The organism is Microbispora sp. NPDC004025 (assembly GCF_053604425.1).
Genome location: NZ_JBSGHN010000012.1, coordinates 197,582 through 224,453 on the forward strand (window position 1 = coordinate 197,582; position 26,872 = coordinate 224,453).

Below are 26,872 nucleotides of genomic sequence, written 5' to 3' on the forward strand. Positions count from 1 at the left end.
GGGCCTCACCGCCCATACGCCGCGCCACTGCGAACGCGCCGGGCTCCTGCTCCACCGCCGAACAGTCACGGGAGAACAATGAAGCAGCACACGCTCGGCCAGGGCCTTCGCACCTCGGCGCTCGGTCTGGGCTGCATGGGTATGAGCGACTTCTACGGCCCGGGCGACGAATCGGAGTCGATCCGGACCCTCCACCGCGCGCTCGACCTGGGCATCACCCTCCTCGACACCTCCGACGCGTACGGGCCGTTCACCAACGAGAGACTCGTCGGCAAGGCCGTCGCCGACCGGCGCGACCAGGTCGTGCTGGCCACCAAGTTCGGCATCGAGCGGCTGCCCGACGGCACCCGCGTGGGCGTCAACGGCCGGCCCGACTACGTGCGCCGCTCCTGCGACGCCTCGCTCGAACGCCTGGGCGTCGACCACATCGACCTGTACTACCAGCACCGCGTCGACCCCGGCGTTCCCGTCGAGGAGACCTGGGGAGCGATGAAGGAGCTGGTCGAGGCGGGCAAGGTGCGCCATCTCGGCATCTCCGAGGCCGCGCCCGCCACCGTGCGCCGGGCGCACGCCGTCCACCCGATCACCGCCGGGCAGTACGAGTACTCCCTGTTCACCCGCGACATCGAAAACGAGCTGCTGCCCACACTCCGGGAGCTCGGCATCGGCCTGGTCGCCTACAGCCCTCTCGGCCGCGGCCTGCTGACCGGGGCGTTCACGAGCACCGGGGAACTGTCCGCCGACGACTTCCGGCACCACAACCCCCGCTGGCAGGGCGGCAACTTCGCCGCCAACCAGCTCCTGGTGGCCAAGGCCGGCGAGATCGCGGCCGCGCTCGGCACGACCCCGGCGCAGGTGGCGCTCGCCTGGGTGCTGACCCGGGGCGGAGACGACGTCGTTCCGATCCCCGGCACCAAGCGGGTCGCGCGGCTCGAGGAGAACGCCGCGGCCCTGGAGATCGAGTTCGAGGCCGGCCACCTGGACGCGCTCGACTCCCTCGCCGCTCAGGTCGCCGGCGACCGGTACAACCCGGCCGGGATGAGCACCGTCGACCACTGACCGAACGCCCCCCGGTCCCTTCGGGGTGGGTGTTTTTGGGAGTTGATCTTGGTTTTCGGCCGAACCGGACGCCTTTACAATGTAGATCAGGAAAGGAAGTCACACAGCAGGCTCGTGATCTCCGCCGGGCGTTCCAGACTCGGCAGGTGACCGGCCCACTCGAGGTCGAGCAGCGTCGCGTCCGGCATCGCCTCCGCGATGTGCCGTCCGCTCACCTGGAAGTAGGGCAGGTCGTGACCGCCGATCACCACCAGCGCCGGCGCGGTGATCGCCGGCAGGTCGATCGGATCCCTCCCCCGCTCGGGCTCGGGATCGGCGGCCAGCTGCACCTCGAACGCGTGACGCTGCATGGCCGCCAGCCGCGTCCTGACCGGCTCGTCCGCCTCCGGACCGAGCCACGTGCGGACGTTGAGGTCCACCGCTCCCCCGACGTCGCCCGCCTCGATCAGCCGGTCCTCCTCCGACCCGAACGCCTCGAGGTCGGGGGTCTGCGGCAGGCCGCAGCCCGCGTTCAGGAGCACCAGCCGCGCGACCAGATCGGGATGCCCCGTCGCGAGCTCCAGCGCCACCCGGCCGCCGTACGACGATCCGACGAGCGCGACCCGGCGCAGCCCGAGCGCCGCGAGCAGGTCCGCGACGTCACCCGCGTCCGAGTACGGCCCCTCCGCGGCGTACGGCGTGCGCCCGTGGCCCCGGAAGTCCGGCCGGATCACGTGGAACCTGTCCCCCAGCGGCTGCCACTGGGGATCCCACATGCCCGAGTCGGCGACGCTGGAGTGCAGCAGGACGACGGGGTCGCCGGAGCCCCGTTCCTCATGCCAGATCGTCATCGGGCCTCCACCGCCACCCGGAGGCCGAGCGCCACCAGCACCACCCCGGACACCTGTTCGAGCCGGCGGCGCACCGCGGGCCTGCCCAGCACGGCGCCGGCCCGGCCGACCAGCCAGATCACCCCGACGTACCAGATCACGTCCACGACCACCCAGACCACCGCGAGCAGCGTCAGCGTCAGCGGCACATGTGCGCCCTGCGGCACGAACTGCGGCAGGAACGACATCGCGAACACGGCGGCCTTGGGGTTGGCGCCGCAGGTGGCGAGCCCCAGCCCGTACGAGCGGCGCCACCCGGCGGCCGCCCGCGTCTCGTTTCCGTCGTACGCCGCGGGCGCGTCGAGTGCCACCGGCGCGCGCCTGGCCTTCCACAGCGACTGCACGCCCATCAGGACCAGCAGCGCCGCGCCCACCGCCTTCATCGCGCCGTACGCGACCTCGGAGGCCACGACGAGCGCGGACAGCCCGAACACGGCGGCCATGGACCACAGGAAGATGCCGGTCTCGTTGCCGAGCAGCGCGGCCACCCCGGAGGACCGCCCGGCTCTGATCGTCTGCCGCAGGATCACCGCGGTGCTCACACCGGGGATCATCGCGAGCAGGAAGCAGGAGCCGGCGAATGCGAGCCAGATCATCCGGCCATCGTCCCGGCGCCGGCTGCGGCGCCGCAACTCGTTTGCCGCCCGGCGCCGACTCCGGCGTCAGGCGCTGGTGAGGACGACGAGCCGCTGGGTCGCGCGCGTCATCGCGACGTAGCGGTCGACCGCGCCTTCGACGCCCTCGCCGAACCTCTCCGGGTCGACGAGGACGACCAGGTCGAACTCGAGCCCCTTCGCCAGTTCCGGGGTGAGCGAACGGACGCGGGGCCTCTCCCGGAAGGCCGGGTCGCCGATGACGCAGGCGACTCCGTCGGCGTGCTCGGCGAGCCAGGCGTCGATGATCGAACCCAGGTCCGAGGCCGATCCGTGGACGACGGGGACGCCGCTGGCGCGGATGGAGGCCGGCACGTTGGCGTCCGGGAGCACGGCCCGGATGACCGGCTCGGCCTCCGCCATGACCTCCTTCGGCGTCCGGTAGTTGATGCTCAGGGTGGCCAGGGTGATCCGGTCGAGCCCGATCCGTTCGAGCCGTTCGCGCCACGACTCGGTGAACCCGTGCCTGGCCTGGGCGCGGTCCCCGACGATCGTGAAGCTCCGGGACGGGCAGCGCAGCAGCAGCATCTGCCACTCCGCGTCGGTGAGTTCCTGGGCCTCGTCCACGACGACGTGCGCGAACGGGCCGGCCAGCCGGTCCGGATCGGGTGCGGACAGCGCGGTCTCGTCGACCAGGGCGTCCTGCAGGTCCTGTCCGCGCAGCATCGACATCACGAGCATCTCGGAGTCGTCGGCCTCGATCAGATCCTCGGCGACCCGCGCCATCTGCTCACGCTGGGCGGCGACGGCGGCGTCATGGCGGCGCTTGCGCCGGAACGCCTCCGGATCGCCGAGCCGCTGCCGTGCCGCGTCCAGGAGCGGCAGGTCGGACACGGTCCACGCCTGGGCGTCCGTACGCTGCAGCTTCCGGACCTCCTCGGGCCCGAGCCAGGGCGCGCACAGCCGCAGGTAGGCCGGCACCGACCACAGGTCTGCGACCAGGTCGGCCGCTTCGATCAGCGGCCACGCGCGGTTGACGGTCGTGAGCAGCTCCCTGTTGCGCAGCAGCGACCTGCGGACCAGCTCGGCCGGCGCTTCCTCGTCGTGCCTGTCCACCAGGATCGTGACGAGCTCCTCCCAGATCCGGTCACGCGCCTCGTTGTGCGGGGTGCCGGGTTCCGGCGCGTCGAACGCCTCGGCCCAGTCCTCCGGGCTCAGCCAGACGTCGGACCAGGGGGTCGTGACCGTCATCCCCTCGGTGGGCGGGTTCTCGTAGAACCTGACGGCCGGCTCGATCGCCTTGACCAGATCCGCGGACGACTTCAGGCGGGCCACGTCCGGGTCGGTCTCGATTTTCGCCGTGGCGCCCTCGGCGACGAGGTCCCGCAGGGTGCAGGTCTGCACGCCTTCCTCGCCGAGGCTGGGCAGGACGTCGGCGACGTAGGCCAGGTAGGGCTGGTGCGGACCCACGAACAGCACCCCGCCCCTGCGGTGACCGAGACGAGGATCGGAGTAGAGGAGGTAGGCGGAGCGGTGCAGGGCGACCACGGTCTTCCCCGTGCCCGGACCGCCGTCGACGACGAGAGCGCCCCGGGACCCCGCGCGGATGACGGCGTCCTGGTCGGCCTGGATGGTGCCGAGCACGTCCCGCATCCGTCCCGACCTGCTGCCGCCCAGGCTGGCGATGAAGGCGGACTGGTCGTCCAGCGCCGCGTGCCCCTCCAGCCCGTCCGGGGTGAACACCTCGTCCCAGTAGTCACTGACCCGGCCGCGGGCCCAGCGATACCTGCGGCGGCTGGCCAGACCCATCGGGTTGGCGTGGGTGGCTCCGAAGAACGGCTCGGCCGCCGGGGAGCGCCAGTCGAGCAGCAGGCGGCGACCCTCGCGGTCCGTGAGGCCGAGCCGTCCGACGTACACGGGCTCGGAGCCGTCCGCGCCGACCATGCGTCCCAGGCACAGGTCCAGGCCGAAGCGGCGCAGCAGGCGCAGGCGGGCGGTCAGCCGGTGGATCTCCAGGTCCCGGTCCAGCGCCTGCCGGCCCAGGCCGCCGGGCGCCCTGCGTTCGGCGTCGAGGCGGGCGGACAGCTCGGCGATCGACTGCTCGAGGGTCTCCGCGACGGCGGCGAGGTGCCGCTCGTCGGCGGCGATCAGCGCCGGGTCCGCCTTGTGGGACAGGCGTTCGGGAAGGTCGAAGGCACTGGTGGTCAAAGGGTTCACGTCATCAGCTCCGATCTGAGGTCGCTTCGCGACCATCACGCGCGGCAGTGTGGCGGGACCGGCGTGACGAGCGGCTCCGTCCGGCTGCCTCTCGTCGGCCGCCGGTCGGTCGCCGGGGCCGGGGGTCTCGTGGTCCGGGTCCTGGACGGCGGCATCGCGTGCTTCACGCGGTCGCCGGTTCACGCGCGTACCAGGGGCCTTTCCCGGCCGTCCAGGACGAGCGGCGGCGTCGCGGCCATCGCCGCCCCGTCGGCGCGGATCGCGGCGACCGGCCGCCGCGCGATGTCCTCGCCCGGCGGCGCGCACACCCGCGCCTCCGCACCGCGTTCTCGCAACCGCGCGGCGAACGCCGCCGGCGGTTCGACGTCCCCTCGTGACCCGTGGGTCGACGACAACACGCGCATCTCGCGCTCCCCCGTTTTCGCAGGCTCCGGCCTCAGGCCGACGATTCTGCGGTACGACCCGGGTCTTGCCGCAAGACCCCCTGTGCGCTATACGTTGAGAGTGGAGGGGACCGGTCGGGTCCCTTTTTTTTGTGCGGTGACCGCCTCGCGCGCGCTCTTCAGGACCCCGGACCGGCGCGGACCCGCTCAGGTGCCGCTCGCCGGCGGGGACTCGGCGAAGGCGCCGGCCGACGCGGCGAGCGCGGCGGTTCTCGCCGCGTCGTCGGGCAGGTGCGGATCGGGTGGTGTACGGAGAAGCACCAGCTGGTGGTACAGCGGCGCGGTGGAGGCGATGAGCAGCCGCCGCGCGTCGGTGTGCGGCGGGAGTTCTCCGCGCCGGACGGCCCGGCTGACGACGATCTCGCAGCGGGCGTAGCGGTCCTCCCAGAGCCGTCGCTGGGCGTGTGCGGCCTTCTCGGAGCGGAACGAGGCGGCGATCAGGGCTGCCATGATCGGCGGCTGTGCGGTCAATGCGTCCTGGATCTCATGGTTCAGCGCCGCGAGGTCCCCTGTCAGGGAGCCGGTGTCCGGGGGCTGCCAGGCGTCGTCGCCCGCCGCGTCCAGGACGTCGGCGAGCAGGCCGCCGACGTCTTCCCAGCGCCGGTACACCGTCGCGCGGTGCACGCCGGCCCGGGCGGCGACGGCCTCCATGGTGAGCCCGTCGTAACCGTGTTCGCCGAGCTCCGCGAGGACCGCGTCGAGCACTTGCGCACGGGTACGAGCGGTGCGGCCCCCGGGCCGGCGGCGGGGCGGTGGCGCCGAGTTGGTCTCCTCGGGTGGTGATGGTGCGGGAGTCATCGTGATCAGTCCCGGTTTGCTCGGTCGATCGCTGGTGTGGCAGCATCTTAATGCATCATCTGTCGCGTTAGCTATCGCCCTGCCGCACCCGCTCGCCCGAGCGGAACGACGCGATCAGGGCGAGGAACCCGTACCGAAGGAAGTGATCCGTGACGCCGCCCACTCCCCCCGACCCGACCGCGCTGCATCCGATGCCCGAGCAGCCGCGGGTGGTGCTGCTGAAGCCGCTGATCACCTCCCCGCTGATCGAGGTGGGCGAGTTCTCCTACTACGACGACCTTGACGATCCGACGGCGTTCGAGACCCGCAACGTGCTGTACCACTACGGGCCGGAGAAGCTGATCATCGGGAAGTTCTGCGCGCTGGGCGAGGGGGTGCGGTTCATCATGAACGGCGCCAACCATCGCATGGACGGCCCGTCGACCTTCCCCTTCCCGATCATGGGCGGTTCCTGGGCCGAGCACTTCGACCTCGTCACCGGCCTGCCCGGGCGGGGTGACACCGTGGTGGGCAACGACGTGTGGCTCGGTTACCGGGCCATGGTGATGCCCGGCGTCCGCATCGGCCACGGAGCGATCGTCGCCTCCGGTTCCGTGGTCGTCGACGACGTCCCCGACTACGGCGTCGTCGGCGGCAACCCCGCCAGGCTCATCCGCCGCCGCTACAGCGACGCGGACGTCGACCGCCTCCTCGCCCTGGCCTGGTGGGACTGGCCGCTCCGGCACATCACCGAGCACCTCCGTACGATCATGTCCGGCGGAGTCGACGACCTCGAGAAGGCCGCTCCTACGCGATGACGCCATGCGCGGCGAGGCCGGACGGCGTCACCCTCCTGTCCCCGATCCTCCGGCGGCCGCTCGACGTGCGGTGACCGCTCCCTCGTCGGCGACCCGACCACATCTCAGCACCGAGAATCGAGCTACCGGCATGCCCGCTTCACCTCACCACGACACGTTCGCCGACTGGCTGCGCTCCCAGGCCGCCCCGCTAACCCACCTCGACGCCGAGGCGCCACTCGACGACCTGGAGCCGCTGCGCGGCGTCATCGGCGACGCGCGCGTCGTCGCGATCGGCGAGAACTCCCACTTCATCACCGAGTTCGCCCTCATGCGGCAGCGCATCCTGCGGTTCCTCGTCGAACGCTGCGGTTTCACCGTCCTGGCCTTCGAGTACGGCTTCAGCGAAGGCTTCCCCCTCGACGCCTGGACCCAGGGCGAAGGGACGGACGACGACCTGGCGGCCCACCTGGACGCGGCGATCCCCGTGGGACTCGACGATCCCCTGCGCTGGATTCGCCGGCACAACCGCACGGCCTCGTCACCGGTGCGTTTCGCCGGGATCGACATCCCCGCGGCGGGTGGGTCCCTGCTGCCCGCCCTGGCCCCGGTCGCCGACTACCTGCGTGAAATCGACCCCGAGACGCTACCGGTGGTCGAAGCGGCGACGCGGATCGCCGGGTCGTTCGCCGGCCCCTCCGCCGCCTCCGCCGCGCCCGCGTGGACCCGCCTGCCCACCGCCGAACAGGACGCCCTCACCGCGGCTCTGATGCGCCTGCTCATCCGGTTCCGCGCCGTCGAAGCGCTGTACGTCTCCCGCGGGGACCGGCACCGTTATGACATCGCCCTGCGCTGCCTGGAGGCCGCCTGCCACGCCGACTACGGCTTCCGCGCCATGGCCGGCCTGTACGCCGGCACCGGCCTGACCGCCGACACCTCGGCCCGGGACGTCTACATGGCCGGTTCCGTCCGGTGGCACCTGGAGCGCTCCGCCCCCGCGACCCGCATCGTGCTGGCGGCCCACAACGCCCACATCCAGAAGACGCCGGTCTCTTTCCACGGTCACCTCACCGGGCTGCCCATGGGACAGCATCTGCACCACTCCCTGGGCGATGACTACGTCGCCCTCGCCCTGACCAGCATCGGCGGGCACACCGCCGACATGCGCCCGGACGAGAACGCCCGCTTCGGTTTCGCCGTCGAGAACACCAAGCTGGAGCCGCCCGAGCAGGGCAGCGCCGAGGCCGCGTTCGCCGACGCCGGCCTCGGTCTCAGCCTCGCCGACCTGCGCCGGGCACGCCGGGACATCCCCGGTGACGCCCCGGGTCCCGACCGCATCCGGATACAGAGCGCATACCTGCACACTCCCGTCCTCGAAGCGTTCGACGCGATTCTCAACGTCCCGGCCTCCACCGTGGCCGACGGCCTCAGCAGCTGAGGAGGCCGTCGAGGAGGATGAGTAGGTGAACCACCACCAGGCGCCCGCCGAAGCCGACCTGATCGTCGACGGCACCGGGCTGCTGTGCGTCACCCTCCTGCTGCGCCTGTGCGCCGCCATCGACGCTCTGCGACCCGGTGCCGTCGTGCACATCATCGCCACCGACCCGGCCGCGCCCCTGGACCTGCCCGCCTGGTGCCACACCACCGGGCACACCTACCTCGGGCCCGTCCCCGGCGCGCGGCCGGTGTACGCGGTCGAGATCGCCGCTCACGTACGCCCCACCCACCCGAGCAAACCCTGGCACGCACGGCAGGAATGACTCCCGCTCCCGGCGCGTGCGCCCAAGCTCACCGTCATGGCCTGGCGCGGGCCCCGCACCTCAGCGTGGCCCTCGTGGGCGTCAGTCCCAGCCCAGGCGTCGCTCCAGCAGCGCTTGCTGGGCCGGGTTGATGGTCAACTCCAGCGCCCGCTCATCGGCCCGGCGGGCCTCCTCCCGGAGGCCCAGATCGCGCAACAGTTCGGCCTGGGTGGCGTGGAAGAGCGGATAGCGCTCCAGCGTGTCGCCGAGTCCTTCCAACTCGGTCAGGGCCACCCGAGCGCCCAGCGCGTAGCGCACCGCGACCGCCCGGTGCAGCCGCGTGACGGGCGAGGGCGCCAGGTGTAGCAGCATGTCGTAGAGCACCAGGATCTGCGCCCAGTCGGTGTCGGCGAAGGTCTCGGCCTCGGCATGGCACGCCACGATCGCCGCCTGCAGCTGGTACGGCCCCGGCCGGCGATGGGCACGGGCGGTCCGCGTGAGAAGCGCCGTGGCTTCGGCGATCGCCTGCCGATCCCACCGGCCGCGCTCCTGGTCGGCCAGCAGAACCAGGTGGCCGCGCTCGTCGAAACGGGCCGCGCCGCGGGCCCGGTGCAGCCGGATCAGCGCCAGCAGTCCGGCCGCCTCGGGCTCCTTCGGCAGCAGGTTCGCCAGCAGCGCGGCCAGCCACTCGGCCTCGTCGACCAGGTCGCGCGCCTGGGCCCGCTCGGCCGTACTGGACAGGTAGCCCTCGTTGAACAGCAGGTAGACGACCGCCAAGACCTCGCTCAACCGCTGCGGCAGCTCCTCCTGCGGCGGGACGCGGTACGGGATCCCGGCCTCGCCGATCTTGCGTTTGGCCCGGGTTATCCGCTGCGCCACCGTGGCTTCGGGCACGACGAACGCAGCCGCGATCTGCGCCGCCGACAACCCGCACACCACCCGGAGGGTGAGCGCTATCCGCGCGGCGCGTGACAGGGCGGGGTGGCAGCAGGTGAAGATCAGCCGCAGCCGGTCGTCGCGCGGGGCGGGGTCCGGCCAGGTCAGCCGGGCGAGCTTGGCCCGGTAGTTCGACTCGCGGCGCAGCACGTCCAGGCCACGCCGCCGGGCCACGGTGAACAGCCACGCGTCGGGACGTTCCGGCACGCCTTCGACCGGCCAGTGGCGCAGCGCGATCTCGACCGCGTCCTGCACCAGGTCCTCGGCGGCGGAGAAATCGCCCAGCAGCGGCACCAGGGACGCGGCCAGCCGGCCCGCGTGCTCGCGCACCACGCGGGCCAGCACCTCCTGACCGTCCTGCGCAGCCGAGGCTCGGTGGGCGGGCTCACCTGTCGCGGCGGTCATGACACGGGACGGATCTCCACGACGGGGCAGGCCGGCCACGAGCGGGCCAGCTGCAATGCCTCGTCCAGGTCCGCCACCTCGACCTCCGCGAACCCGCTCACGACCTCTTTGCCCTCCATGAACGGCCCATCGGTGACCACCGGCTCGGCTTGGCCCAGCCGGACCGTGGTCGCGGTGTGCACCGGCGCCAGATGCGTATGATGAGTGATCTTGTCGGCGTTCTCGGCGAACCACCGGCCGACCGCCTCGTAGGAGGCCCGCTGCTCCGGCTCGCCCATCGCCTCCAACCGCTGGGCGAACTCCTCGGTCTCGACGAACATCAGCACGTACTTCACGTGGCCCTCCTCGCTCCTTCCTGTCACCCGCACCGGCCATCGGCCACGCAAAAGGGGCCCCAGCCGAAGCTCTCACCTCACCGACGATCGGCCGCACCCGCGATACGACACCCCCGCCGAAATCGCATCCCGGGTGACAGGGCCGTGGTCCGCGCCATCGCGTCGCCCCGCCCCCCGTGGCCCGCCCGGCTCCCCCGAAACGAACCTTCCCCCCTGAGGACTCAGCCGCCGGGTGCCGCGCCGTACACGCGGGACAGGTCGCTGACGGCCTCGGCCATCAGCGCGCGCAGCTCGGCCGGTTCCAGCACCTCGACGAGGACGCCCATCCGCAGCAACTGCCACCGGGCGTGCGTGAGGGACTCGATCGGCAGTGTCAGCCGGGTCCAGCCGCCGGGCTCCGGCTGCCCGTCCGCCAGCGCCTTGTCGACGACGTCGCGGCCGAGGGTGTACTGCAGCAGGTCCTCGGCTCCCGGCGCGAGCCGTACCACCGCCTCAGCCGTGTACATGCGCACGGCGAACTCCGCGGCGAAGCCGCGCCAGAACTCGGCGAGGTCGAAGTCCGGCGGCCGTTCGAAACGCTCGGGCAGCACCTCGGCCTCGATGATCCGGCCCACGCGGTAGGTGCGCACCGTGCCGTCGCAGGCGGCGGCGAGGTACCAGGAACCGCCCTTGAGCACCAGGCCGTAGGGATGCACCAGCCGTTCCACCTCGGTCGGCCCCCACCGGCGATAGCGCAGCCGCAACGCCCGCTCCTCCCACACGGCCTCCGCGACCTCCGTGAGGAACGGCGCCTCGTCGGCCCCCCGGTACCAGCCCGGCACGTCGAGGTGGAACCTCTCCCGCATCCTGGCCGCGTGGGATCGCGGCTCGGGCGGCAGCGCGGCCAGCAGCTTCAGCTCCGCCGCCGCGGCGAAGTCGGCGAGCCCCAGCTCGGCGGCCGGGCCCGGCAGGCCCGCCAGGAACAGGGACGACGCCTCCTCCACGGTGAGCCCGTTGAGGCGCGTGCGGTAACCGTCGAGCAGCCGGTATCCGCCGAGCGGCCCGCGATCGGCGTAGACGGGCACGCCGGCGGCCGACAGGGCCTCGACGTCGCGGTAGACGGTGCGCACCGACACCTCGAGCTCTTCGGCGATCTCCGTGGCGGTCATCCTGCCGCGGGTTTGCAGCAGGAGCAGCAGGGATAGCAACCGGCTCGCGCGCATGTGACCAGTCTGCCACCTTTACAAAGTAGATTTTATTTGCTTTCGCACATTCGCTGTGTTCAAATGCACACATGGAAAGTGCCGATCGGATCCGGGCCATCATGAACGCGCTGCGCACGTCCGACAGCGTCTCCGTGGCGGAACTGGCGCTGGCGTACGGCGTGTCGGAGATGACCATCCGGCGCGACCTGGACGAGCTCGCCCAGCAGGGGGTGGTCCGGCGTGTCCGCGGTGGTGCGCTGAGCCTGCTGCTGCGCGGTGAGGAACCGCCCTTCGGCGTGCGTGAACGGGAGGCGATCGACGCCAAGCGGCGCATCGGCGCGGAGGTCGCCGCTCTGCTGGCCGACGGCGAGGCCGTGCTGCTGGACGGCGGCACCACCGCGCTCGAAGTCGCCCGGGCCGTGCGGGAGCGCCGCCTGACCGTCCTGCCGCTGGCGCTGCAGGCGGCCCAGGAACTGACGGGCGCCCCCCGCGTCCGCCTCGTCCTGCCCGGTGGGGAGGTGCGGCACGGGGAGTTGAACTTCGTCGGTCCGCTCACCGAGACCTCGATCAGGGCCCTCCGGTTCGACACCGCGGTGATCGGCTGCTGCGGCCTGTCGGCCGAGCACGGCCTGACCGCGCACGACCTGCCCGAGGTGGCGATCAAACAGGCCGCGATCGCCTCGGCGCGCCGCGTCGTCGTCGCCTGCGACTCGGGCAAGTTCACCCGTACGGCCTTCGGGGCGGTCTGCGGGCTCGACCGGCTCGACATGGTGGTCACCGACGAGGGCATCCCCCGGGACCAGCACGACGCGCTCACCGCCGCCGGCGTCACCGTGAGGATCGTCCCCGCCTCGGCTCCCATCTCACCCCCCGTGTCGACCACCGATTCCAGCGCGGTCACCTGAGCGTCGTCTCCTCCCCCCGCGCGCTCGCGGGCCAGGCTCGCGTCCGCGCCGTACCGGCAGGGGGCGGACGCGACACCAGAGCCCACTCCACTCCCCCGTCGGCGCGAACGCCAGGCCCTGCCGGCCCGTGGCACCGCGCCGCGAACACCCCGCGTGAGCGTTCGCACAGCACACCCCCGCCGTCCGCACACGCCGTCCGCACGGCGGCGGCCTCGGCCCTTCCTGCCGGGCTCAGCCCGCGCCGACTGCACAGAAGAACCTTCCACTCCGAACCTCCGGTGCCCCCGAGGAGCACGACATGGTCGCTGCCCTGTCCGCCCCCACCCACTCGGCGCTCCTACGCGCCCGCGTGGCCGTCTACGGACTGTTCCTGCTGTCCGGCATGGCCATCGGCACGTGGACCAGCAGGATCCCCGCCATCAAGGCGGACCTGCGGCTCAGCGACGGCGCGCTCAGCCTGGGACTGCTCGGCATCGCGGCCGGCGCCATCACCGGCATGCAGGTCGTCGGCCGGCTGGTGGACCGTCACGGCAGCTACCGGACCATGCTGCCGATGGCCCTCGTCCAGGGCCTCGTCCTGGTGATCCCCGCCTACATGCCGAACCTGCCGGCACTCGCGCTGTCCCTGTTCGCGTTCGGCGCGGTGCACGGCACCCTCGACGTGGCCATGAACGCCAACGCCGTCGTGGTCGAGCGGGCCTACGGCAGACCGATCATGTCGTCCTTCCACGCGGTGTTCAGCGTCGGCGGGTTCGCGGGGGCGTCGGCAGGCGGTCTGTTCGCCCACGCCGGGGTGAGCCCGGGAGTGACCTTCGCGGCGATGGGCGCGGTGATCCTGCTCATCGCCCTGCTGAGCGCGCGCTGGGCCGCCCGCGACGACCCGGCGCGAGAAGCGGCGCAGGTCGCGTCCCCCGCGACAGGCGGGGCACGGCGGCGCCGGGTCGACAGCGCCGTGCTGTTCCTCGGCGTCCTCGCCTTCTGCTGCCTTGTCGGAGAAGGCGCCTCGGCCGACTGGGGTTCGGTCTACCTGCGCGACAACCTGGGCTCCTCCCCCGGCTTCGCCGCGGCCGCCTATGCCGCGTTCTCGATCATGATGACGGCAGGCCGCTTCGCCGGGGACCGTCTCGCCGCCCGGCTCGGGCCGGTCACGCTGGTCCGCTGCTGCGGAGGGCTGGCCGGGGTGGGCCTCGCGGCCGGGATCCTCGTCGGTCACCCCGTCGCCGGCGTGGTGGGGTTCGGGCTGTTCGGCGCGGGCCTGTCGTGCATCGTCCCCCAGGTGTTCTCGGCCGCCGGGCACCGCGATCCCGCCCAGTCGGGCCGTGCGCTCGCCGCCGTGGCGAGCCTCGGCTACACCGGCTTCCTCACCGGGCCCGTTCTCATCGGCGGCCTGGCCGAGGCGGTCACCCTCCCCTACGCGTTGCTGGTGCCCGCCGTGCTCGCGTTGTTCGTGGCCCTCGCCGCACCCGCGCTGCGCTCGCCCCGGCCGGAGGCCGCGGCCGATCGGGACGCCGAGCCCGCCCGATGACGGCCGCGGGGGCGGTGACCGGTCAGGGCCGGAGCAGCGTCTTGACGGCGCGGCGTTCGTCCATGGCCCGGTAGCCCTCGGCGGCCCGGTCGAGGGGCAGCTCGAGGTCGAAGACCTTGCCGGGGTCGATCGTGCGGTCCCAGATGAGCCGGATGAGCTCGGGCAGGAAGCGGCGGACGGGGGCGGGACCGCCGTGCAGGTGGACGCCGGAGAAGAACAGCTCCTCGCCCGGGATCCGGACGTCGTGGGCGACGCCGACGTAGCCGACGTGGCCGCCGGGGCGGGTGGCGCGGATGGCCTGCATCATCGACTCCTGGCTGCCGACCGCCTCGATGGTCGAGTGCGCCCCGAGGCCGCCGGTGAGGTCCTTGAGCGCGGCGACGCCGTCGTCGCCGCGTTCGGCGATGACGTCGGTGGCGCCGAACTCGGTGGCGAGTCTCCGCCGGTCGGCGTGCCTGCTGAAGGCGACGATCCGTTCGGCGCCCAGCCGGCGGGCCGCCAGGACGCCCAGGAGGCCGACGGCGCCGTCGCCGACGACCGCCACCGTCTTGCCGGGCCCTGCCTCGGCGGCGACGGCGGCGAACCAGCCGGTGCCCAGCACGTCGGAGGCGGCCAGCAGGGAGGGGATCAGGTCGGGGTGGGGCGTGCCGGGGGTGGCGACCAGGGTGCCGTCGGCCAGCGGGATCCGGGCCAGCTCGGCCTGGGTGCCGATCGCGCCTATCGGCTCGGCGCGGACGCAGCGGGACTGGTAACCGGCCCGGCAGATCTCGCAGGTGTTGTCGGAGGCGAAGAACGACCCGACGACGAAGTCGCCGGCCTTGACGTTCCGCACCTCCGGGCCGGTCTGCTCGACCACTCCGACGTACTCATGACCCATCGGCTGGTCGTGGACCTTGTCGACACCGCGGTAGGGCCACAGGTCCGATCCGCACACACACGCGGCCGCCACACGGATGATCGCATCGGTCGGCGCCACGATCCGCGGGTCCTCGCGCTCCTCGACCCGGACGTCCCCGGGGGCGTGCATCACCACACCACGCATAGATCCTCACTCCTTCGCCGTCTGTGTCGTCAGGCCGACCGGCACGGCCGATCGGCGAACTGGCCTACTACCCATCGAAAGCGCTGGTCAGCCAGGCAGGAAGGCACTGGCGGAAGGTGTACTGACAAGGCACCCCTCAGGACGCGGCCGAGGGGGTTGGACCCGCCGCGCCCGGGCAGGGGTGGGGGCGTGTCCGACACCAACGATCCCGAGGAGCCGGTCCCGGCGTACCGGCGGCTCGCGGCGATGCTCCGCGAGGAGATAGTGCGGGGCCGCATCGAACCCGACCGTCCCCTGCCGCCGGAGGAGCACCTCGTGCGCGAGCGGGGATTCGCCCCCGAGGACGTGCGCCGCGCCGTGGAGGTGCTCAGCGGCGAGGGCCTCGTGTACACGATCGAGGGGCGGGGGGCGTACGTGTCCACCCGCGCCGAGGAGACGGGCGGCGGCTGAGCGGCCGGCCCGTCCCCACCGGCAGGTGCTATCCGGCGGCGCCGGACGAGCGGGGCTCGCGCCACATGGGATACATGACCGGGCCGCCGGGAATCCGGAGCGGTTCCGGCATGTCGGTGTAGCCGTGGCGGAGGTAGAGCCGCCGGCTCGCCTCGCTGCTGGCCTCCAGGTAGGCCGGGATCCCTTCGGCGTCGAGCCTGCGGTGGTGCTCCTCCAGCAGCAGGCTGCCGAGGCCGCGGCCGGTCCTGCCGCGCTCCAGGGCGATGAACGCCAGGTAGTGGTGCGGCTCATGGGGGTGGAGCTTGTCCATCAACTGTCCGAAGACGCGGTAGCGTTCGGCGTTGTCGCCCGCGAAGGACGCGATGGCCTCCTGCTCGCCGGGGATCTCGGGGAACGGGGCGGTGAACCAGACCGCCACACCGGCCAGGTCACCCGATTCGTGGATGCCGTACACGTCGCCATGCTCCAGCGCGTGCCCGGCCCACATCGTGAAGAACCGCCGCTGCATGGGCAGGCGGTCCTCCGCCCGCGGGATGAGCCACCTGGTGATCTCGTCGATGTGGAACGTGTCGGCGATGAGCCCGCCGGCGGCGTCCGCGTCCGTCATCCGGGTGATCTCGACCGTCATTTCACGCTCCCGCCGACGGCCTGCGCGCCCAGGCCGATGTTGGCGTACACCTCGGGCCGGATCGACCGCAGCACCCGGCCCCAGACGAGGCCGAGGATGATCGCGACGACGAAGATGCCGGGCAGGATCCAGCGGAGGATCGAGTCGGGCTCGACTCCGAGGACCGTGTCGAAGTTGACCAGGGTGAGGCCGATGATCACGCAGAGCGCCACGATCGCCAGAGCCGGGGCGATGCGGGTGCGCCAGGTCGTCTCCCCCCGCGAGTCACGCGAGAAGAACACGATCACCGAGATCGAGGTGACGGTGAGCAGGGTCAGCAGCCCGAGACCGCCGAAGGTGCCGAAAATGAAGAACATCTTGGTGACCGGGTCGAGGCCGGAGATCGCGTACACGGTGATCACGATCAGTCCGAGCACCGTCTGCAGCAGCGAGCCGGCGATCGGAGCGGCGGTGCGGGCCGAAGTGCGGCCGAAGATCGAGGGAAGGACGTTCTCCCGGCCCAGGGCGAAGATGTAGCGGGCCGTGGTGTTGTGGAAGGCGATCATGCAGGCGATGCTGCTGGTCACGAACAGCACCGAGCCGATCGTCGAGACGGCGGTGCCCATGTGGAGGGCGGCCTGGTTGAAGATGAGGCCGGTCCCCTGCTTGGAGGCGGCCTGCACGATCCCGTCCGGCCCGGTCGGCACCGTCTGCGCCCAGGCGGAGAACGAGTACAGCAGCGCGATGATCGCGATGCCCAGGTAGGTGGCGATCGGCACGGTCCGGTGGCGGTCCTTGGACTCCTCGGCGAAGACCACCGACGACTCGATGCCGGCGAACCCCGCGACGACGGTGGCGAGCGCCGCGCCCACGCCGGGCACGAACAGGGCGCCGGGGCTGAAACCCTCGAAGCTGATACCGCCCGGGCCCGCGTGCGTCACGTCGCCGAGGTCGAACAGCAGCACGATGGCGATCTCACTGATCAGCAGGACGGACAGGATCTTGCCGTTGACGTCCACCCGCAGCAGCCCGAGCAGGCCGGTCAGCGCCCAGGCCACGAGCGCGATCACCCACCACGGGGGCGAGCCGCCGAACCAGTCGACGAGCAGCGGCTCGGCGGCCGACCCGATGATTCCGTAGAGGCCGAGTTGCAGCGCGTTGTAGGCCAGCAGCGCCACCCACGCGGTCGCGACCCCCTGGGTCCGGCCGAGCCCCTGGGCGGCGTATGCGTAGAAGGCGCCCGCGTTCACCACGTGCCTGGCCATGGTCACGTATCCGACGGCGAAGAGCGCGAAGACGGCGCCCAGCAGCAGGAACGCGAACGGGACGCCGATGACGCCCGTCACCGTGTACGCCGTCGGGACCGAACCCGCGACGACCATCAGCGGCGCCGCCGCGGAGATGACGAAGAACACGATGGACGGCACGCCGAGCCGGTCCTCGGCCAGTGCGGCGTTGACGACGCTGGGCCGATGCTCTGTGAGGGACACCTGGAACTCCGTGTGAGGGGGGTCGGAGGTCACCGGCGGCTGATGACAGCCTCGCCGACGGCGACCTTGGTCTGGGCGATGAGTCGCTGCAGGGCTACGGGGAGCGTGGCGGTCGCGGCGGACACGAACCGGGGATCGTGCTCGGACAGGACCCGCTGTGCGCAGCCGGCCGCGGCCAGGAGCCCCAGCAGGACGCAGTCCCGGACCGCCGGCGGGTTGCGCCGCCGCACGGCGAGATTCAGCCGGGCGAGCGGCCACGCGGCCGTGTTGATGTCCGCCGGGGCCGCGGGCTGCTGCTTCAGCAGGTGCCTGACCGGAGGCTTCAGCAGATTCGCGGCGATCATCCGGGCGGTGACGTCGGCGTGAATGGTCCGGGCGAAGAAGCGCAGCCACGTGCCGACCGGATGGTGCGGTTCGGCGATGACGTGACCGAGCACCGTGCGGGTGAGGGGGTCCCCGGTGGCCTCCCGGACCGTCGCGTGGAGGCGTTCGGGATCCGAGGCGAAGTCGAACGCCACGCGCTCGGCGAGCATCAGCTCGGCGAGGACCGCGCCGGCCAGCGTCAGGCCCGTGAGCCGGGGATGAAGCAACGGATGACCCGTCACATCGTCGTGCAGGACAAAGTACAGATCATCGACAAGGGACGGGCTCGAAAGATCGCTTTCAGCCACGGTCGGCGATCATATAGGCGAATTGTTTCATCTGTCATCGCACGAAATCGCATTGTGTGGGCGACTTCGCGTTTCTCCGCCCGATACTTAAATTGTGCCAACCGGAATGCGCTTTTCGGGTAATGCGATTACGGCCCGTCGCACCGTCGGGTGCGGAACGTGTCAGCGGATCAGGACATTCAGCAGGATCGTGAGCAGGATCGACGCGACGATCGAGATGACGACCATCATGAGGCAGCCCGACGCTCCCCCGAGTGGCCGAATCTTGAAATTTCCTGGCATGGCATCCCCCTCCGCTGCTGCTCGATGTCCGCCTACCCGCGGCCCGCAGGCCGAACCGAGCGCGGTTTGTCCGTTTTGCGGCCGGGCATCGTCGGCCTATGACGACCCAGGACGACAGGGGCGCGGCGGCTCTGGCCCGCGCCCACGGGCTTTTCAACATCGCGGGCGGGCTGTGGCCGCTCCTGCACCTGCCGAGCTTCGAGAAGGTGTTCGGCGCGAAGACCGACCGGTGGCTGGAACGCACCGTCGCCGGGCTGCTCGTCGGGATCGGCTGGACGCAGGTCCGCGCCGCGTCCGCACCCGGCGGCGCCGACCACGCGCGCCGTCTCGGCATGGCCACGGCGGCGGCGCTGCTCGCCGTCGACCTCGTCTACGTGCCCATAGGCCGCATCCGGCCCGCCTATCTCCTCGACGCGGCGGCCGAGGCGATGTGGCTGCGCGCCTGGCGGGCCCGGGCCGTACGGCCGGAGCCTCCGTCCACCCGGACCGGCTCGGCGTTCGCCGCGGCGGCGGCGCTGGCCGCGGGCTGCGCCACGGGCGCCGTGCTGGCCACGCGGCTGCTGCGGCGGCGGTCGGAGCCCGGCGATTCCGAGCTCACCCGGGCCCGCTACCTGCGCCATCCCGCGGCGCGGTGAGCCGGGTTACGGGCCACGACGACGGGTAGAGCGAACGGCAGTTCGACAATGGAGGAGTCATGGACCGAGGACCTGTGGAGAAGGACCCCGAGGAGTGGGCGACGGGGGACGAGCCGATGACCGCGCCGCAGGAGTCCTACCTGCGCACGCTGGCCAGGGAGGCCGGGCGGGACGTGCCGGAGGGACTCAGCAAGGCCGAGGCCTCCAAGCTGATCGACGAGCTGCAGGACCAGAGCCGCCGCCTGAACGACAACGGGTGAGCGGAGCCGAAGGGCCGCCCGGGGAAGACCCCGGGCGGCCCTTCGGCATGCGCGGGCGCCGTCACCCGGGCAGCGTCTCCCCGCCGATCGGGGCGAGGACCTCTCCCGTGTAGTACGACGACAGCCGGTTGGCGGCGAAGAACACGTACGAGGGGGCGATCTCGTCCGGGTCGGCCGGCCGGCCCATCGGCACCTGCTGACCGAACTTGCCCACCTTCTCCTCCGGGAACGTGGCCGGGATGAGCGGCGTCCAGACCGGCCCGGGGGCCACGGCGTTGATCCTGATCCCCCGTTCGACCAGCACCTGGGCCATCGAGTAGGTGAACGCGTTGATCGCGCCCTTGGTCGCGGAGTAGTCGATCAGCTGCTTGTTGCCGCGCAGCCCGTTGATCGACGAGGTGTTCACGATCGAGCCGCCCTCGGGCATGTGCCGCAGCGCCGCCTTGGTGACGCGGAAGTAACTGTGGATGTTGACCGCGAAGGTCCGCTCCCACTGGTCGTCCGGCAGCTCTTCCAGCGACTGCACGGGGGTCTGCGTGGCCACGTTGTTCACCAGCACGTCGATCCCGCCGAGCTCGCGGACCGTGCGCTCGACGACCTCCTCGCAGTGGCGGGGATCGGCGAGGTCGCCCGGAATGATCACACAGCGGCGCCCTTCCTGCTCCACCAGCTTCCTGGTGTGCTCGGCGTCCTCGTGCTCGGTCAGGTACGCGATCGCGACGTCCGCCCCCTCCTTGGCGAACGCCACGGCCACGGCCCGCCCGATGCCGGAGTCGCCGCCGGTGACGAGCGCACGCTTGCCGGCCAGCAGGTCGCGTCCGGTGTAGTCGCGCATCTCGTCCCTGGGCTCGGGCGTCATCTCGCCCGTCCGGCCGGGGTACTGCTGCGTCTGCGGTGGCGGTGTGGAGTTCGGCTGCTCAGACATGCACGTCGGGTACCCCCGGCCCGCCAGGGCAAACGGCCGCCGACGAGCCCCGGGACGATCGCGATCGATACACAGTGTTACCTATCCATCACGCTTTAACGTCCCGAGATGGGACATCGGGTATGACGTTGCCATGACACCCCGGTCGCGGATCGCTCCGCTCGACGTGGTCTGGAGAACGTGCGACGCCGTGCCCGAGTGCCTCGGCGTCGTCTGCGAACCGTACGGCAGGTGCCTGGCGCACCTCACGCCGGCCGAGTCGGCCGAGGTCCTGCGGGGCCTGGTGCCGGGTCAGTCCCTCGACCTGCGTGGCACCGTCCTGCCGGAGGATCTGCTCACGCGGGTCCTCGACGGCGTGGAGCGCCGTCTCGGCCGGGCCAGATTCGACCGCGCGGTCTTCACCGGCCCGGCCCGCTTCGCCGAGGTCGTCTTCGCCGGCGACGCGACCTTCGAGCACGCCGCGTTCGAACGTCTCGCCTCGTTCTACGGAGCCCGGTTCCTGCGCAACGTCTCCTTCCGCGAGGCCAGGTTCCTGCGCGAGTTGTCCCTGCACGACTCGCGGGTGTGCGGCCACTCGGCGTTCGACCGGGTCATGGTGCGGGGCGACGCCCTGTTCGGTGGAGCACGGTTCGGCGCGGCACGGTTCGGTGGGGCGCCTCCGGAAAGGGCGGGGACGGCGTCGTTCCGGGGCGCGCGGTTCCACGGGTTCGCCGCGTTCGACGCGGCCGTCTTCCACGGGGAGGCCGCCTTCCGCGGGGCCCGGTTCCACCGGGCCGTCTCCTTCCGCGGCTCGGACTGCGAGGCGGGCGCCGACTTCCAGGGCGCCCGCTTCGAGGGGGCGGCCTACCTCGGCCCGATGCGGATCGTGCGGCGGCTGTCGCTGGCGGGCGTACGGGCCCGCGCGCCGCTGCACCTCGACACCGGCATGGACACCGGCATGGACACCGGCACCGGCACGGACACCGGCGGGTGCCGGGTGGTGCTGCGCTCGGCCGTTCTCGGCCGGCTCACCGCGCGGTTGTCCGACGCCGAGGTCGACCTGCGGGACGCGACGCTGGCCGGGCCGTCCGCCGTCACCCGTCGCGCGGGCCGGCTGCGCGTGACCTCGCTCGACGGCCTCGACGCGGACGCGCTCACGCTGACCGGCGCCGATCTGCGCGGGTGCGGCCTCGGCGGGCTGCGCCGCCCCGAGGGCCTGCGCCTGCGGGAGTGCCTGTTCGCCGCGCCGCCGGGCGGGCTCGGGCTGCGGCTGGGCTGGCCGCCCGTACGGTGGTGGAGCCGCCGCCGGGTCATCGCCGACGAGCACCTGTGGCGGGGCTGGCCGCCGGAGGCGGATGGGCACACCGCCGTCCCCGCCGCGGACCCGGCGCCCGGCCCCGCGCCCGGCCTCGCGCCCGACCCGGCGCGCCTGGCGGCCGTGTACGAGCGGCTGCGGCCGGGCGTCGACGACGCGCGGGTGGCGGCCGACTTCGCGTTCGGCGCGATGGAGATGCGGCGGCTGGGCAGTGCGCGCGGCCGGGCCAGGGTGCTGCTGTCGCTGTACTGGCTCGCCTGCGGGTACGGCCTGCGCGCGGGGCGGGCCCTCGGGTGGCTCACGCTGGTGGCGGCTCTCGCCGCGGGCGCGGTGTGCTGGACCGCCATGGCCCGCCCGGCGGGCAAGCACGGTGTCCAGCGTGCCCGGGTCGCGGTCGTACGGCCCGCGGCGTCCGCCTCCCGCCCCGCGCACGGAACCGGAGGCTGAGCGGACGGCCGCTCGATCAGCTCCAGGTGGCGTTCCTGAGGATGCCGGGCAGCCCCTTGTGGCCCCACAGGTCCGCCACCAGGATCCTCTGGGCCGGCAGATACCACTCCCGCTGTGTGAACGTCACCTTCCGCCCCGAGCTGCCCTGCGGTTCGCAGTAGTCGGGCCAGGTGACGTACCTGGCCGTGTGTCCCCGCCCGGCCTTCCGCAGCCCCCTCGAACTCGGCTTGTTCCCGAACACCACCGGAGTGAGGCCCGCGAAGGGGCACAGCGGCTCGGAGAGCGTCGGGATGTACTGGGTCTTCCCGGTGTAGCCCCAGTAGCGCAGCGTCTTGGGGCCGACCAGCCAGAAGCCCTTGCAGTCGGCGTAGTAGTACTCGGGGTCGGCGCACGCGCCGGTGATCACCCGGACCGTGTCCCCGTAATGGCGGACCTTCCACGCGGACGGGATCGTCAGGCGCATGCCGCGGAAGGAGAGGGTCGTGGCACCCGGCGAACTCCCGGCCGGGGCCTGCGCCGCGGCCGAGGCGGCGGCGGGGGCGGCCAGCACGGCGAGGGCGGACACGGCGGCCAGAGCAGAAGATCGTTTCCTCATGCCCGCACGCTAACGATCACGACTTGTGGCCCACTTGCAACCGGCTCTCCGGCGGCGCCCGCTCATGAGCATCGAAATCTTCGATGCTCAGGGCCGCAAGCCTTCACGAGTGTTACAGCCGTTACCTCCCGTCGCCAGCATAAGCTCAATCGTTCGCAAACCAGGAGGTTCCATGACAAAGCGCCTTTATGCGGCCATAGTTGGCGCGCTGATGGTGTCGGCGCTCGCCGGTGGCTGCGGGCGTTCGTCGTCCGGGACCGCCGCGGGCGAGAACGCGGCGGCGACGACGGGCAAGACGGCCAAGGACCTGGTCCCCGAGGACGTGCGCAAGACGGGCACGCTGCGGGTCGCCACGTCGGAGGGCTACCCCCCGATGGAGATGTACAAGGAGGGCACCCAGGAGCTCACCGGTGTCGACCCCGATCTCGGCGCGGCCATCGCGGCCAAGCTCGGGCTGAAGTTCTCGATCACCAACGCGGCCTTCGACGGGCTCATCCCCGGCCTGCAGGGCGGACGCTGGGACATCGTGATGTCCTCGATGAGCGACACCGAGGAGCGGCGCGCGGCGGTCGACTTCGTCGACTACTTCAACGCCGGCGGCGCCATCATGGTGAAGAAGGGCAACCCTGACGCCATCAAGAACCTCGAGGACCTGTGCGGCCGCACGGTGGTGCTGGCCAAGGGCAGCTCCAACCTCGCCATCGGCGAGAAGCAGAACGAGAAGTGCGCCACGAAGATGAAGATCATGCAGAGCGAGGACGCGCCCACCGGCCTGCTGTCGATCGACTCCGGGCGCGCGGTCGCCACGATCGTGGACTACCCCGTCGCCGTCATGTACGCCAAGGACACCGGCAAGTACGACGTGCTGCCCGAGCAGTACGACGCCGGGCCGTGGGGCATCGCCATCGACAAGCGCAAGACGGCGCTGCGCGACGCGGTCGCCAAGGCGATGGAGGAGCTCCAGGCCGACGGCGGCTACAAGGCCGTGCTCGACGAGTACGGCGTGACGGCCAACGCCGTCGACGGCGTGCTGGTCAACACCCAGCCGTGGAAGTGACCCGCGAGCAGGAGGCCGCCGCCGAGCTGCCGATCGAGGCCGTGCGTCCCGTGCGGCCCGGCCGGTGGCTCGGGGCGGCCGCCGCCCTCCTCTTCCTGGTCTGGCTGGCCTACACGGTCATCGTCAACGAGAACCTGCACTGGGACGTCATCGTCGCCTACCTGACCGACGGCAGGATCCTCGGCGGTCTGTGGGTCACGATCCAGCTCACCGTGCTGTCCATGGCCATCGGCCTGGTGCTCGGGGTGCTCGCCGCCGTCATGCAGCTGTCGGACAACCCCGTGCTGCGCGGCACGTCCGCGCTATACACGTGGTTCTTCCGCGGCACGCCGCTGCTGGTGCAGCTCATCTTCTGGTTCAACATCGGGCTGGTCTTCCCCGCCTTCGCGATCGGCGTCCCGTTCGGCGGGCCCAAGCTGATCGAATGGCAGGCCAACGAGGTCATCACGCCGTTCACCGCGGCGCTGCTCGGCCTGGCCATCAACGAGGGCGCGTACATGGCGGAGATCGTCCGCGCGGGCATCCGCTCGGTCGACCCCGGCCAGCGGGAGGCGGCCGAGTCGCTCGGCATGTCGCACGGGCAGGTGCTGCGCCGCGTGGTGCTGCCGCAGGCCATGCGGGTGATCATCCCGCCGACCGGCAACCAGTTCATCTCGATGCTGAAGACCACCTCGATGGTCTCGGTGATCGCGGGGGCCGAGCTGCTGACCGTGGCGCAGCGCATCTACCTCGGCAACTTCGAGGTCATCGCGATGCTCGTGGTCGCCTCGATCTGGTACGTCGTGCTCACCACGATCGCGAGCGTCGGCCAGCACTTCGTGGAAAAGCGGTTCGAACGCGGCCACGTGCGGCTGTCCTCCCGGGTCCGCCGCAACCTGCGGCCCCTGCAGAAGGAGCCCTCATGAGCGAGCGGAGCGGGCGAATCAGTGAGCACAGCGGTCTCGACCAGCCGATGGTGCGCGTCCGCGCGGTCCGCAAGCGGTTCGGCGCGCTGGAGGTGCTCAAGGGCATCGACCTCGACGTCCCCGCCGGCGAGGTGGTGTGCATCGTCGGCCCGTCGGGGTCGGGCAAGTCGACCCTGCTGCGCTGCGTCAACCGCCTGGAGACGATCGACTCGGGCCGGATCTGGGTGAACGGCGAGCTGATGGGCTACGCCGAGCGCGGCGGCCGGCTGCACGCGCTGCGCCCGGCCGAGCTGTCCCGGCAGCGGCGCGGCATCGGCATGGTGTTCCAGCGCTTCCACCTGTTCCCGCACCGCACCGCCATCGAGAACGTCATGGAGGGGCCGGTCACCGTGCTGGGCACGCGCGCCGCCCAGGCCAGACGGCAGGCGGAGGAGCTGCTCGAACGGGTCGGCCTGGCCGACCGCGCCCACCACTACCCGGCCCAGCTGTCCGGCGGTCAGCAGCAGCGGGTGGCCATCGCCCGCAGCCTCGCCATGCGGCCCAGCCTGATGCTGTTCGACGAGCCGACCAGCGCGCTCGACCCCGAGCTGGTGCAGGAGGTGCTGGCCGTCATGCGGGACCTGGCGGCGACCGGCATGACCATGATGGTCGTCACCCACGAGATGAACTTCGCCCGCGAGGTCGGCGACCAGCTCGTGTTCATGGACGACGGCGTCATCGTCGAGCGCGGCGATCCGCGCGAGGTGCTCTCCGCGCCCCGCCACGAGCGGCTGCGCACCTTCCTCGGGCAGGTCCGGTGACCGGCTTCGACCTGCTCATCCGGGGCGGCCTGCTGGTGGACGGCACGGGCCGCCCCGGACGCCCCGCCGACGTCGGCGTGGCCGCCGGGCGGCTGACCGTGCTGGCCCCGGGCGAGGCCCCCCGCACGGGCGGCGCGGCCGAGGTGATCGACGCGCGCGGGCGCGTGGTCTCCCCCGGCTTCGTCGACGTGCACACGCACTCCGACGGCGTCACGCTGCTCGGCCGATCCGGCGACGGCTCCGGCGGCGGCTCCGGCAGGGCACTGGTGCGGGCGTCGGTGCTGCAGGGCGTCACCACCGAGATCTGCGGCAACTGCGGGTCCGGCCTCTTCCCTGCCCTGCCGGAGCGGCTGCCGGCCATGCGCGCCGAGGCGCGGATCACCTTCGGCGGCGACGTCGGCGTGTACGCCGATTTCGCGGGTTTCGCCGCCGCGCACGCGCGGGTGCCCCGGGCCAACCACCTGACCTCGCTGGTCGGCCACGGCACACTCAGGGCGGGCGTGCTCGGCCCGGTCGACCGGCCCGCCCGGCCCGCCGAGCTGCGCACGATGTGCGCGCTGCTCGACGCCTCGCTGTCGCAGGGCGCGGCCGGGCTGTCCACCGGCCTCATCTACACCCCCGGCTCGTACGCCGGGACCGACGAGGTCGTGGCGCTGGCCGCGGTGGCCGCCCGGCACGGCAAGCCGTACGTCACCCACCTGCGCGACGAGATGTCGCGCGTGGAGGAGGCGCTGGAGGAGGCGATCGAGATCTCCCGGCGCAGCGGCGCGGCGCTGCACGTCTCGCACCACAAGACCGCGGGCCGGTACGCCTGGGGACGCACCGAGCGCACCCTGCCGCGCATCGCCGCGCTGCGGGCCGAGGGGATGGACGTCACCTGTGACGTCTACCCCTACACGGCGGGCAGCACGGCGCTGGCCGCCATGCTGCCGCCCTGGGCCAACGACGGCGGGCTGGGGGCGCTCACGGCGCGGCTCGGCGACCCCGCCGAGCGGGACAGGATGCGCCGGGCCATCGCGGAGGGCGTGCCCGGCTGGGAGAACACGGTCGGCAACGGCGGCTGGGACCGCATCTCGGTCGCCTGCGCCCCCCGCCATCCGCGGACCGAGGGCAGGACCATCGCCGACCTCGCGGCCTCGGCCGGTGCCGACCCCCTCGACGTGGCCGCCGACCTGCTGGTGGCCGAGGCGGGCGAGGTGACGATCATCAGCCACTCCATGGTCGAGGAGGACGTGCGGCGGGTGCTGGCCGCGCCGTACACGATGATCGGTTCCGACGGCGTGCCGAAGCCGGGCGGGCGTCCGCACCCGCGCTGGGCCGGGACGTTCCCCCGGGTGCTCGGGCGGTACGTCCGGGAGCTGGGGCTGCTCGGGCTGGAGGAGGCGGTGCACAAGATGACCGGGATGGCCGCGGCCCGTTTCGGGCTGACCGGGCGCGGTGTGATCCGCGACGGCGCGCACGCCGACCTGGTGGTCTTCGACCCCGCGGCGGTGGCCGACCTGGCGACGTTCACCGAGCCGCTGCTGCCGCCCGCCGGGATCGACGTGGTCGTCGCGGGTGGTCAGGTGGTGGTGCGCTACGGCGCGGAGACCGGCGCGCGTCCGGGTTCGGTGCTGGCGTTGTGAAGG

At 72.2% G+C, this 26,872-nt stretch carries 28 protein-coding genes; 14 read left to right on the top strand and 14 right to left on the bottom strand.

From position 1 onward, the window contains the following. The first annotated feature begins 78 nt into the window (after positions 1-78). Entirely contained in the window at positions 79-1,059 is a 981-nt protein-coding gene (locus ACWEQG_RS27410; RefSeq protein WP_452288983.1) for an aldo/keto reductase, read from the top strand. A gap of 86 nt (positions 1,060-1,145) precedes the next feature. Here the strand turns inward: ACWEQG_RS27410 and ACWEQG_RS27415 are convergent, their stop codons facing one another. The 5 genes from ACWEQG_RS27415 to ACWEQG_RS27435 form a co-directional block, all read right to left on the bottom strand. Next, positions 1,146-1,889 carry an alpha/beta fold hydrolase gene (locus ACWEQG_RS27415; RefSeq protein ID WP_452288985.1) on the bottom strand — a complete coding sequence of 248 codons (744 nt, stop codon included), beginning with the start codon at positions 1,887-1,889 and terminating at the stop codon, positions 1,146-1,148. Further along, positions 1,886-2,524 (bottom strand): LysE family translocator, encoded by a 639-nt coding sequence (locus ACWEQG_RS27420; protein ID WP_452288987.1) that lies wholly within the window; start codon positions 2,522-2,524, stop codon positions 1,886-1,888. The genes ACWEQG_RS27415 and ACWEQG_RS27420 overlap by 4 nt, the downstream gene beginning before the upstream one ends. A 66-nt stretch (positions 2,525-2,590) precedes the next feature. Next, entirely contained in the window at positions 2,591-4,738 is a 2,148-nt protein-coding gene (helR, locus tag ACWEQG_RS27425) for an RNA polymerase recycling motor ATPase HelR (protein ID WP_452288989.1), read from the bottom strand. A 179-nt stretch (positions 4,739-4,917) separates the two neighbouring features. Continuing rightward, a complete protein-coding gene (locus ACWEQG_RS27430) occupies positions 4,918-5,142 on the bottom strand; it encodes a hypothetical protein (protein ID WP_452288991.1) in 225 nt (74 codons plus the stop codon). Positions 5,143-5,328: 186 nt separating this feature from the next. After that, positions 5,329-5,886, bottom strand: a complete 558-nt coding sequence (locus ACWEQG_RS27435) for a TetR/AcrR family transcriptional regulator (RefSeq protein ID WP_452288993.1) — start codon at positions 5,884-5,886, stop codon at positions 5,329-5,331. Between the two features lie 284 nt (positions 5,887-6,170). Here ACWEQG_RS27435 and ACWEQG_RS27440 point away from each other — a divergent pair, with 284 nt between their 5' ends. From ACWEQG_RS27440 to ACWEQG_RS27450, 3 genes are all read left to right on the top strand, one after another. Next, entirely contained in the window at positions 6,171-6,776 is a 606-nt protein-coding gene (locus tag ACWEQG_RS27440) for a CatB-related O-acetyltransferase (protein WP_452289170.1), read from the top strand. Positions 6,777-6,906: 130 nt separating this feature from the next. After that, positions 6,907-8,193: an erythromycin esterase family protein gene (locus tag ACWEQG_RS27445; protein WP_452288995.1), complete on the top strand. Its 1,287-nt coding sequence runs from the start codon at positions 6,907-6,909 to the stop codon at positions 8,191-8,193. A 25-nt stretch (positions 8,194-8,218) separates the two neighbouring features. Further along, positions 8,219-8,515 (top strand): sulfurtransferase TusA family protein, encoded by a 297-nt coding sequence (locus tag ACWEQG_RS27450; protein WP_452288997.1) that lies wholly within the window; start codon positions 8,219-8,221, stop codon positions 8,513-8,515. A gap of 81 nt (positions 8,516-8,596) precedes the next feature. Here the strand turns inward: ACWEQG_RS27450 and ACWEQG_RS27455 are convergent, their stop codons facing one another. The 3 genes from ACWEQG_RS27455 to ACWEQG_RS27465 form a co-directional block, all read right to left on the bottom strand. Continuing rightward, on the bottom strand, positions 8,597-9,835 hold the full coding sequence (locus tag ACWEQG_RS27455) for an RNA polymerase sigma factor (RefSeq protein WP_452288999.1): 1,239 nt from the start codon (positions 9,833-9,835) through the stop codon (positions 8,597-8,599). Next, the gene (locus ACWEQG_RS27460) at positions 9,832-10,170 is read right to left on the bottom strand and encodes a YciI family protein (protein ID WP_452289001.1); all 339 of its coding nucleotides are present in this window, start codon (positions 10,168-10,170) and stop codon (positions 9,832-9,834) included. The genes ACWEQG_RS27455 and ACWEQG_RS27460 overlap by 4 nt, the downstream gene beginning before the upstream one ends. Positions 10,171-10,391: 221 nt before the next feature. Continuing rightward, positions 10,392-11,372, bottom strand: coding sequence for a helix-turn-helix transcriptional regulator (locus ACWEQG_RS27465; protein ID WP_452289003.1), 981 nt, complete (start codon positions 11,370-11,372; stop codon positions 10,392-10,394). 71 nt (positions 11,373-11,443) lie between these two features. Between ACWEQG_RS27465 and ACWEQG_RS27470 the strand changes: the two genes are divergently transcribed. Together ACWEQG_RS27470 and ACWEQG_RS27475 are read left to right on the top strand one after the other, a co-directional pair. Next, positions 11,444-12,259, top strand: coding sequence for a DeoR/GlpR family DNA-binding transcription regulator (locus ACWEQG_RS27470; protein ID WP_452289005.1), 816 nt, complete (start codon positions 11,444-11,446; stop codon positions 12,257-12,259). Positions 12,260-12,557: 298 nt separating this feature from the next. Next, positions 12,558-13,784 (top strand): MFS transporter, encoded by a 1,227-nt coding sequence (locus ACWEQG_RS27475; RefSeq protein WP_452289007.1) that lies wholly within the window; start codon positions 12,558-12,560, stop codon positions 13,782-13,784. Between the two features lie 22 nt (positions 13,785-13,806). On the opposite strand, the gene ACWEQG_RS27480 is transcribed toward ACWEQG_RS27475, so the two are convergent. Continuing rightward, entirely contained in the window at positions 13,807-14,826 is a 1,020-nt protein-coding gene (locus ACWEQG_RS27480) for a zinc-dependent alcohol dehydrogenase family protein (protein WP_452289009.1), read from the bottom strand. A gap of 189 nt (positions 14,827-15,015) precedes the next feature. Here ACWEQG_RS27480 and ACWEQG_RS27485 point away from each other — a divergent pair, with 189 nt between their 5' ends. Further along, positions 15,016-15,276, top strand: a complete 261-nt coding sequence (locus ACWEQG_RS27485; RefSeq protein WP_452289011.1) for a GntR family transcriptional regulator — start codon at positions 15,016-15,018, stop codon at positions 15,274-15,276. Positions 15,277-15,304: 28 nt separating this feature from the next. On the opposite strand, the gene ACWEQG_RS27490 is transcribed toward ACWEQG_RS27485, so the two are convergent. Genes ACWEQG_RS27490 through ACWEQG_RS27500 form a run of 3 tightly spaced genes read right to left on the bottom strand, consistent with a single transcriptional unit; the run spans position 15,305 to position 18,044 of the window. Further along, on the bottom strand, positions 15,305-15,904 hold the full coding sequence (locus ACWEQG_RS27490; RefSeq protein ID WP_452289013.1) for a GNAT family N-acetyltransferase: 600 nt from the start codon (positions 15,902-15,904) through the stop codon (positions 15,305-15,307). Continuing rightward, the gene (locus tag ACWEQG_RS27495; RefSeq protein ID WP_452289015.1) at positions 15,901-17,373 is read right to left on the bottom strand and encodes an APC family permease; all 1,473 of its coding nucleotides are present in this window, start codon (positions 17,371-17,373) and stop codon (positions 15,901-15,903) included. The genes ACWEQG_RS27490 and ACWEQG_RS27495 overlap by 4 nt, the downstream gene beginning before the upstream one ends. Positions 17,374-17,402: 29 nt before the next feature. Then, positions 17,403-18,044: a GOLPH3/VPS74 family protein gene (locus ACWEQG_RS27500; protein WP_363471096.1), complete on the bottom strand. Its 642-nt coding sequence runs from the start codon at positions 18,042-18,044 to the stop codon at positions 17,403-17,405. Positions 18,045-18,424: 380 nt separating this feature from the next. Here ACWEQG_RS27500 and ACWEQG_RS27505 point away from each other — a divergent pair, with 380 nt between their 5' ends. Beyond that, the gene (locus tag ACWEQG_RS27505) at positions 18,425-18,961 is read left to right on the top strand and encodes a hypothetical protein (protein WP_452289017.1); all 537 of its coding nucleotides are present in this window, start codon (positions 18,425-18,427) and stop codon (positions 18,959-18,961) included. 59 nt (positions 18,962-19,020) lie between these two features. Further along, entirely contained in the window at positions 19,021-19,221 is a 201-nt protein-coding gene (locus tag ACWEQG_RS27510) for a DUF3072 domain-containing protein (RefSeq protein ID WP_452289019.1), read from the top strand. 61 nt (positions 19,222-19,282) lie between these two features. On the opposite strand, the gene ACWEQG_RS27515 is transcribed toward ACWEQG_RS27510, so the two are convergent. Further along, positions 19,283-20,146, bottom strand: coding sequence for an SDR family oxidoreductase (locus ACWEQG_RS27515; RefSeq protein WP_452289021.1), 864 nt, complete (start codon positions 20,144-20,146; stop codon positions 19,283-19,285). A 133-nt stretch (positions 20,147-20,279) separates the two neighbouring features. Between ACWEQG_RS27515 and ACWEQG_RS27520 the strand changes: the two genes are divergently transcribed. Beyond that, the gene (locus ACWEQG_RS27520) at positions 20,280-21,887 is read left to right on the top strand and encodes a pentapeptide repeat-containing protein (protein WP_452289023.1); all 1,608 of its coding nucleotides are present in this window, start codon (positions 20,280-20,282) and stop codon (positions 21,885-21,887) included. Positions 21,888-21,903: 16 nt separating this feature from the next. On the opposite strand, the gene ACWEQG_RS27525 is transcribed toward ACWEQG_RS27520, so the two are convergent. After that, complete coding sequence (locus tag ACWEQG_RS27525; protein WP_452289025.1) at positions 21,904-22,482, bottom strand: hypothetical protein; 579 nt, start codon at positions 22,480-22,482, stop codon at positions 21,904-21,906. A 172-nt stretch (positions 22,483-22,654) separates the two neighbouring features. Here ACWEQG_RS27525 and ACWEQG_RS27530 point away from each other — a divergent pair, with 172 nt between their 5' ends. The 4 genes from ACWEQG_RS27530 to ACWEQG_RS27545 are packed head-to-tail and all read left to right on the top strand — an operon-like array spanning position 22,655 to position 26,869. Further along, on the top strand, positions 22,655-23,539 hold the full coding sequence (locus tag ACWEQG_RS27530; RefSeq protein WP_363471080.1) for an ABC transporter substrate-binding protein: 885 nt from the start codon (positions 22,655-22,657) through the stop codon (positions 23,537-23,539). Beyond that, the gene (locus ACWEQG_RS27535; protein WP_452289172.1) at positions 23,536-24,444 is read left to right on the top strand and encodes an amino acid ABC transporter permease; all 909 of its coding nucleotides are present in this window, start codon (positions 23,536-23,538) and stop codon (positions 24,442-24,444) included. The genes ACWEQG_RS27530 and ACWEQG_RS27535 overlap by 4 nt, the downstream gene beginning before the upstream one ends. Further along, entirely contained in the window at positions 24,441-25,244 is an 804-nt protein-coding gene (locus ACWEQG_RS27540) for an amino acid ABC transporter ATP-binding protein (RefSeq protein ID WP_452289026.1), read from the top strand. Before ACWEQG_RS27535 ends, ACWEQG_RS27540 begins: the two co-directional genes overlap by 4 nt. After that, entirely contained in the window at positions 25,241-26,869 is a 1,629-nt protein-coding gene (locus ACWEQG_RS27545) for an N-acyl-D-amino-acid deacylase family protein (protein WP_452289028.1), read from the top strand. The genes ACWEQG_RS27540 and ACWEQG_RS27545 overlap by 4 nt, the downstream gene beginning before the upstream one ends. The last annotated feature ends 3 nt before the right edge of the window (positions 26,870-26,872 follow it).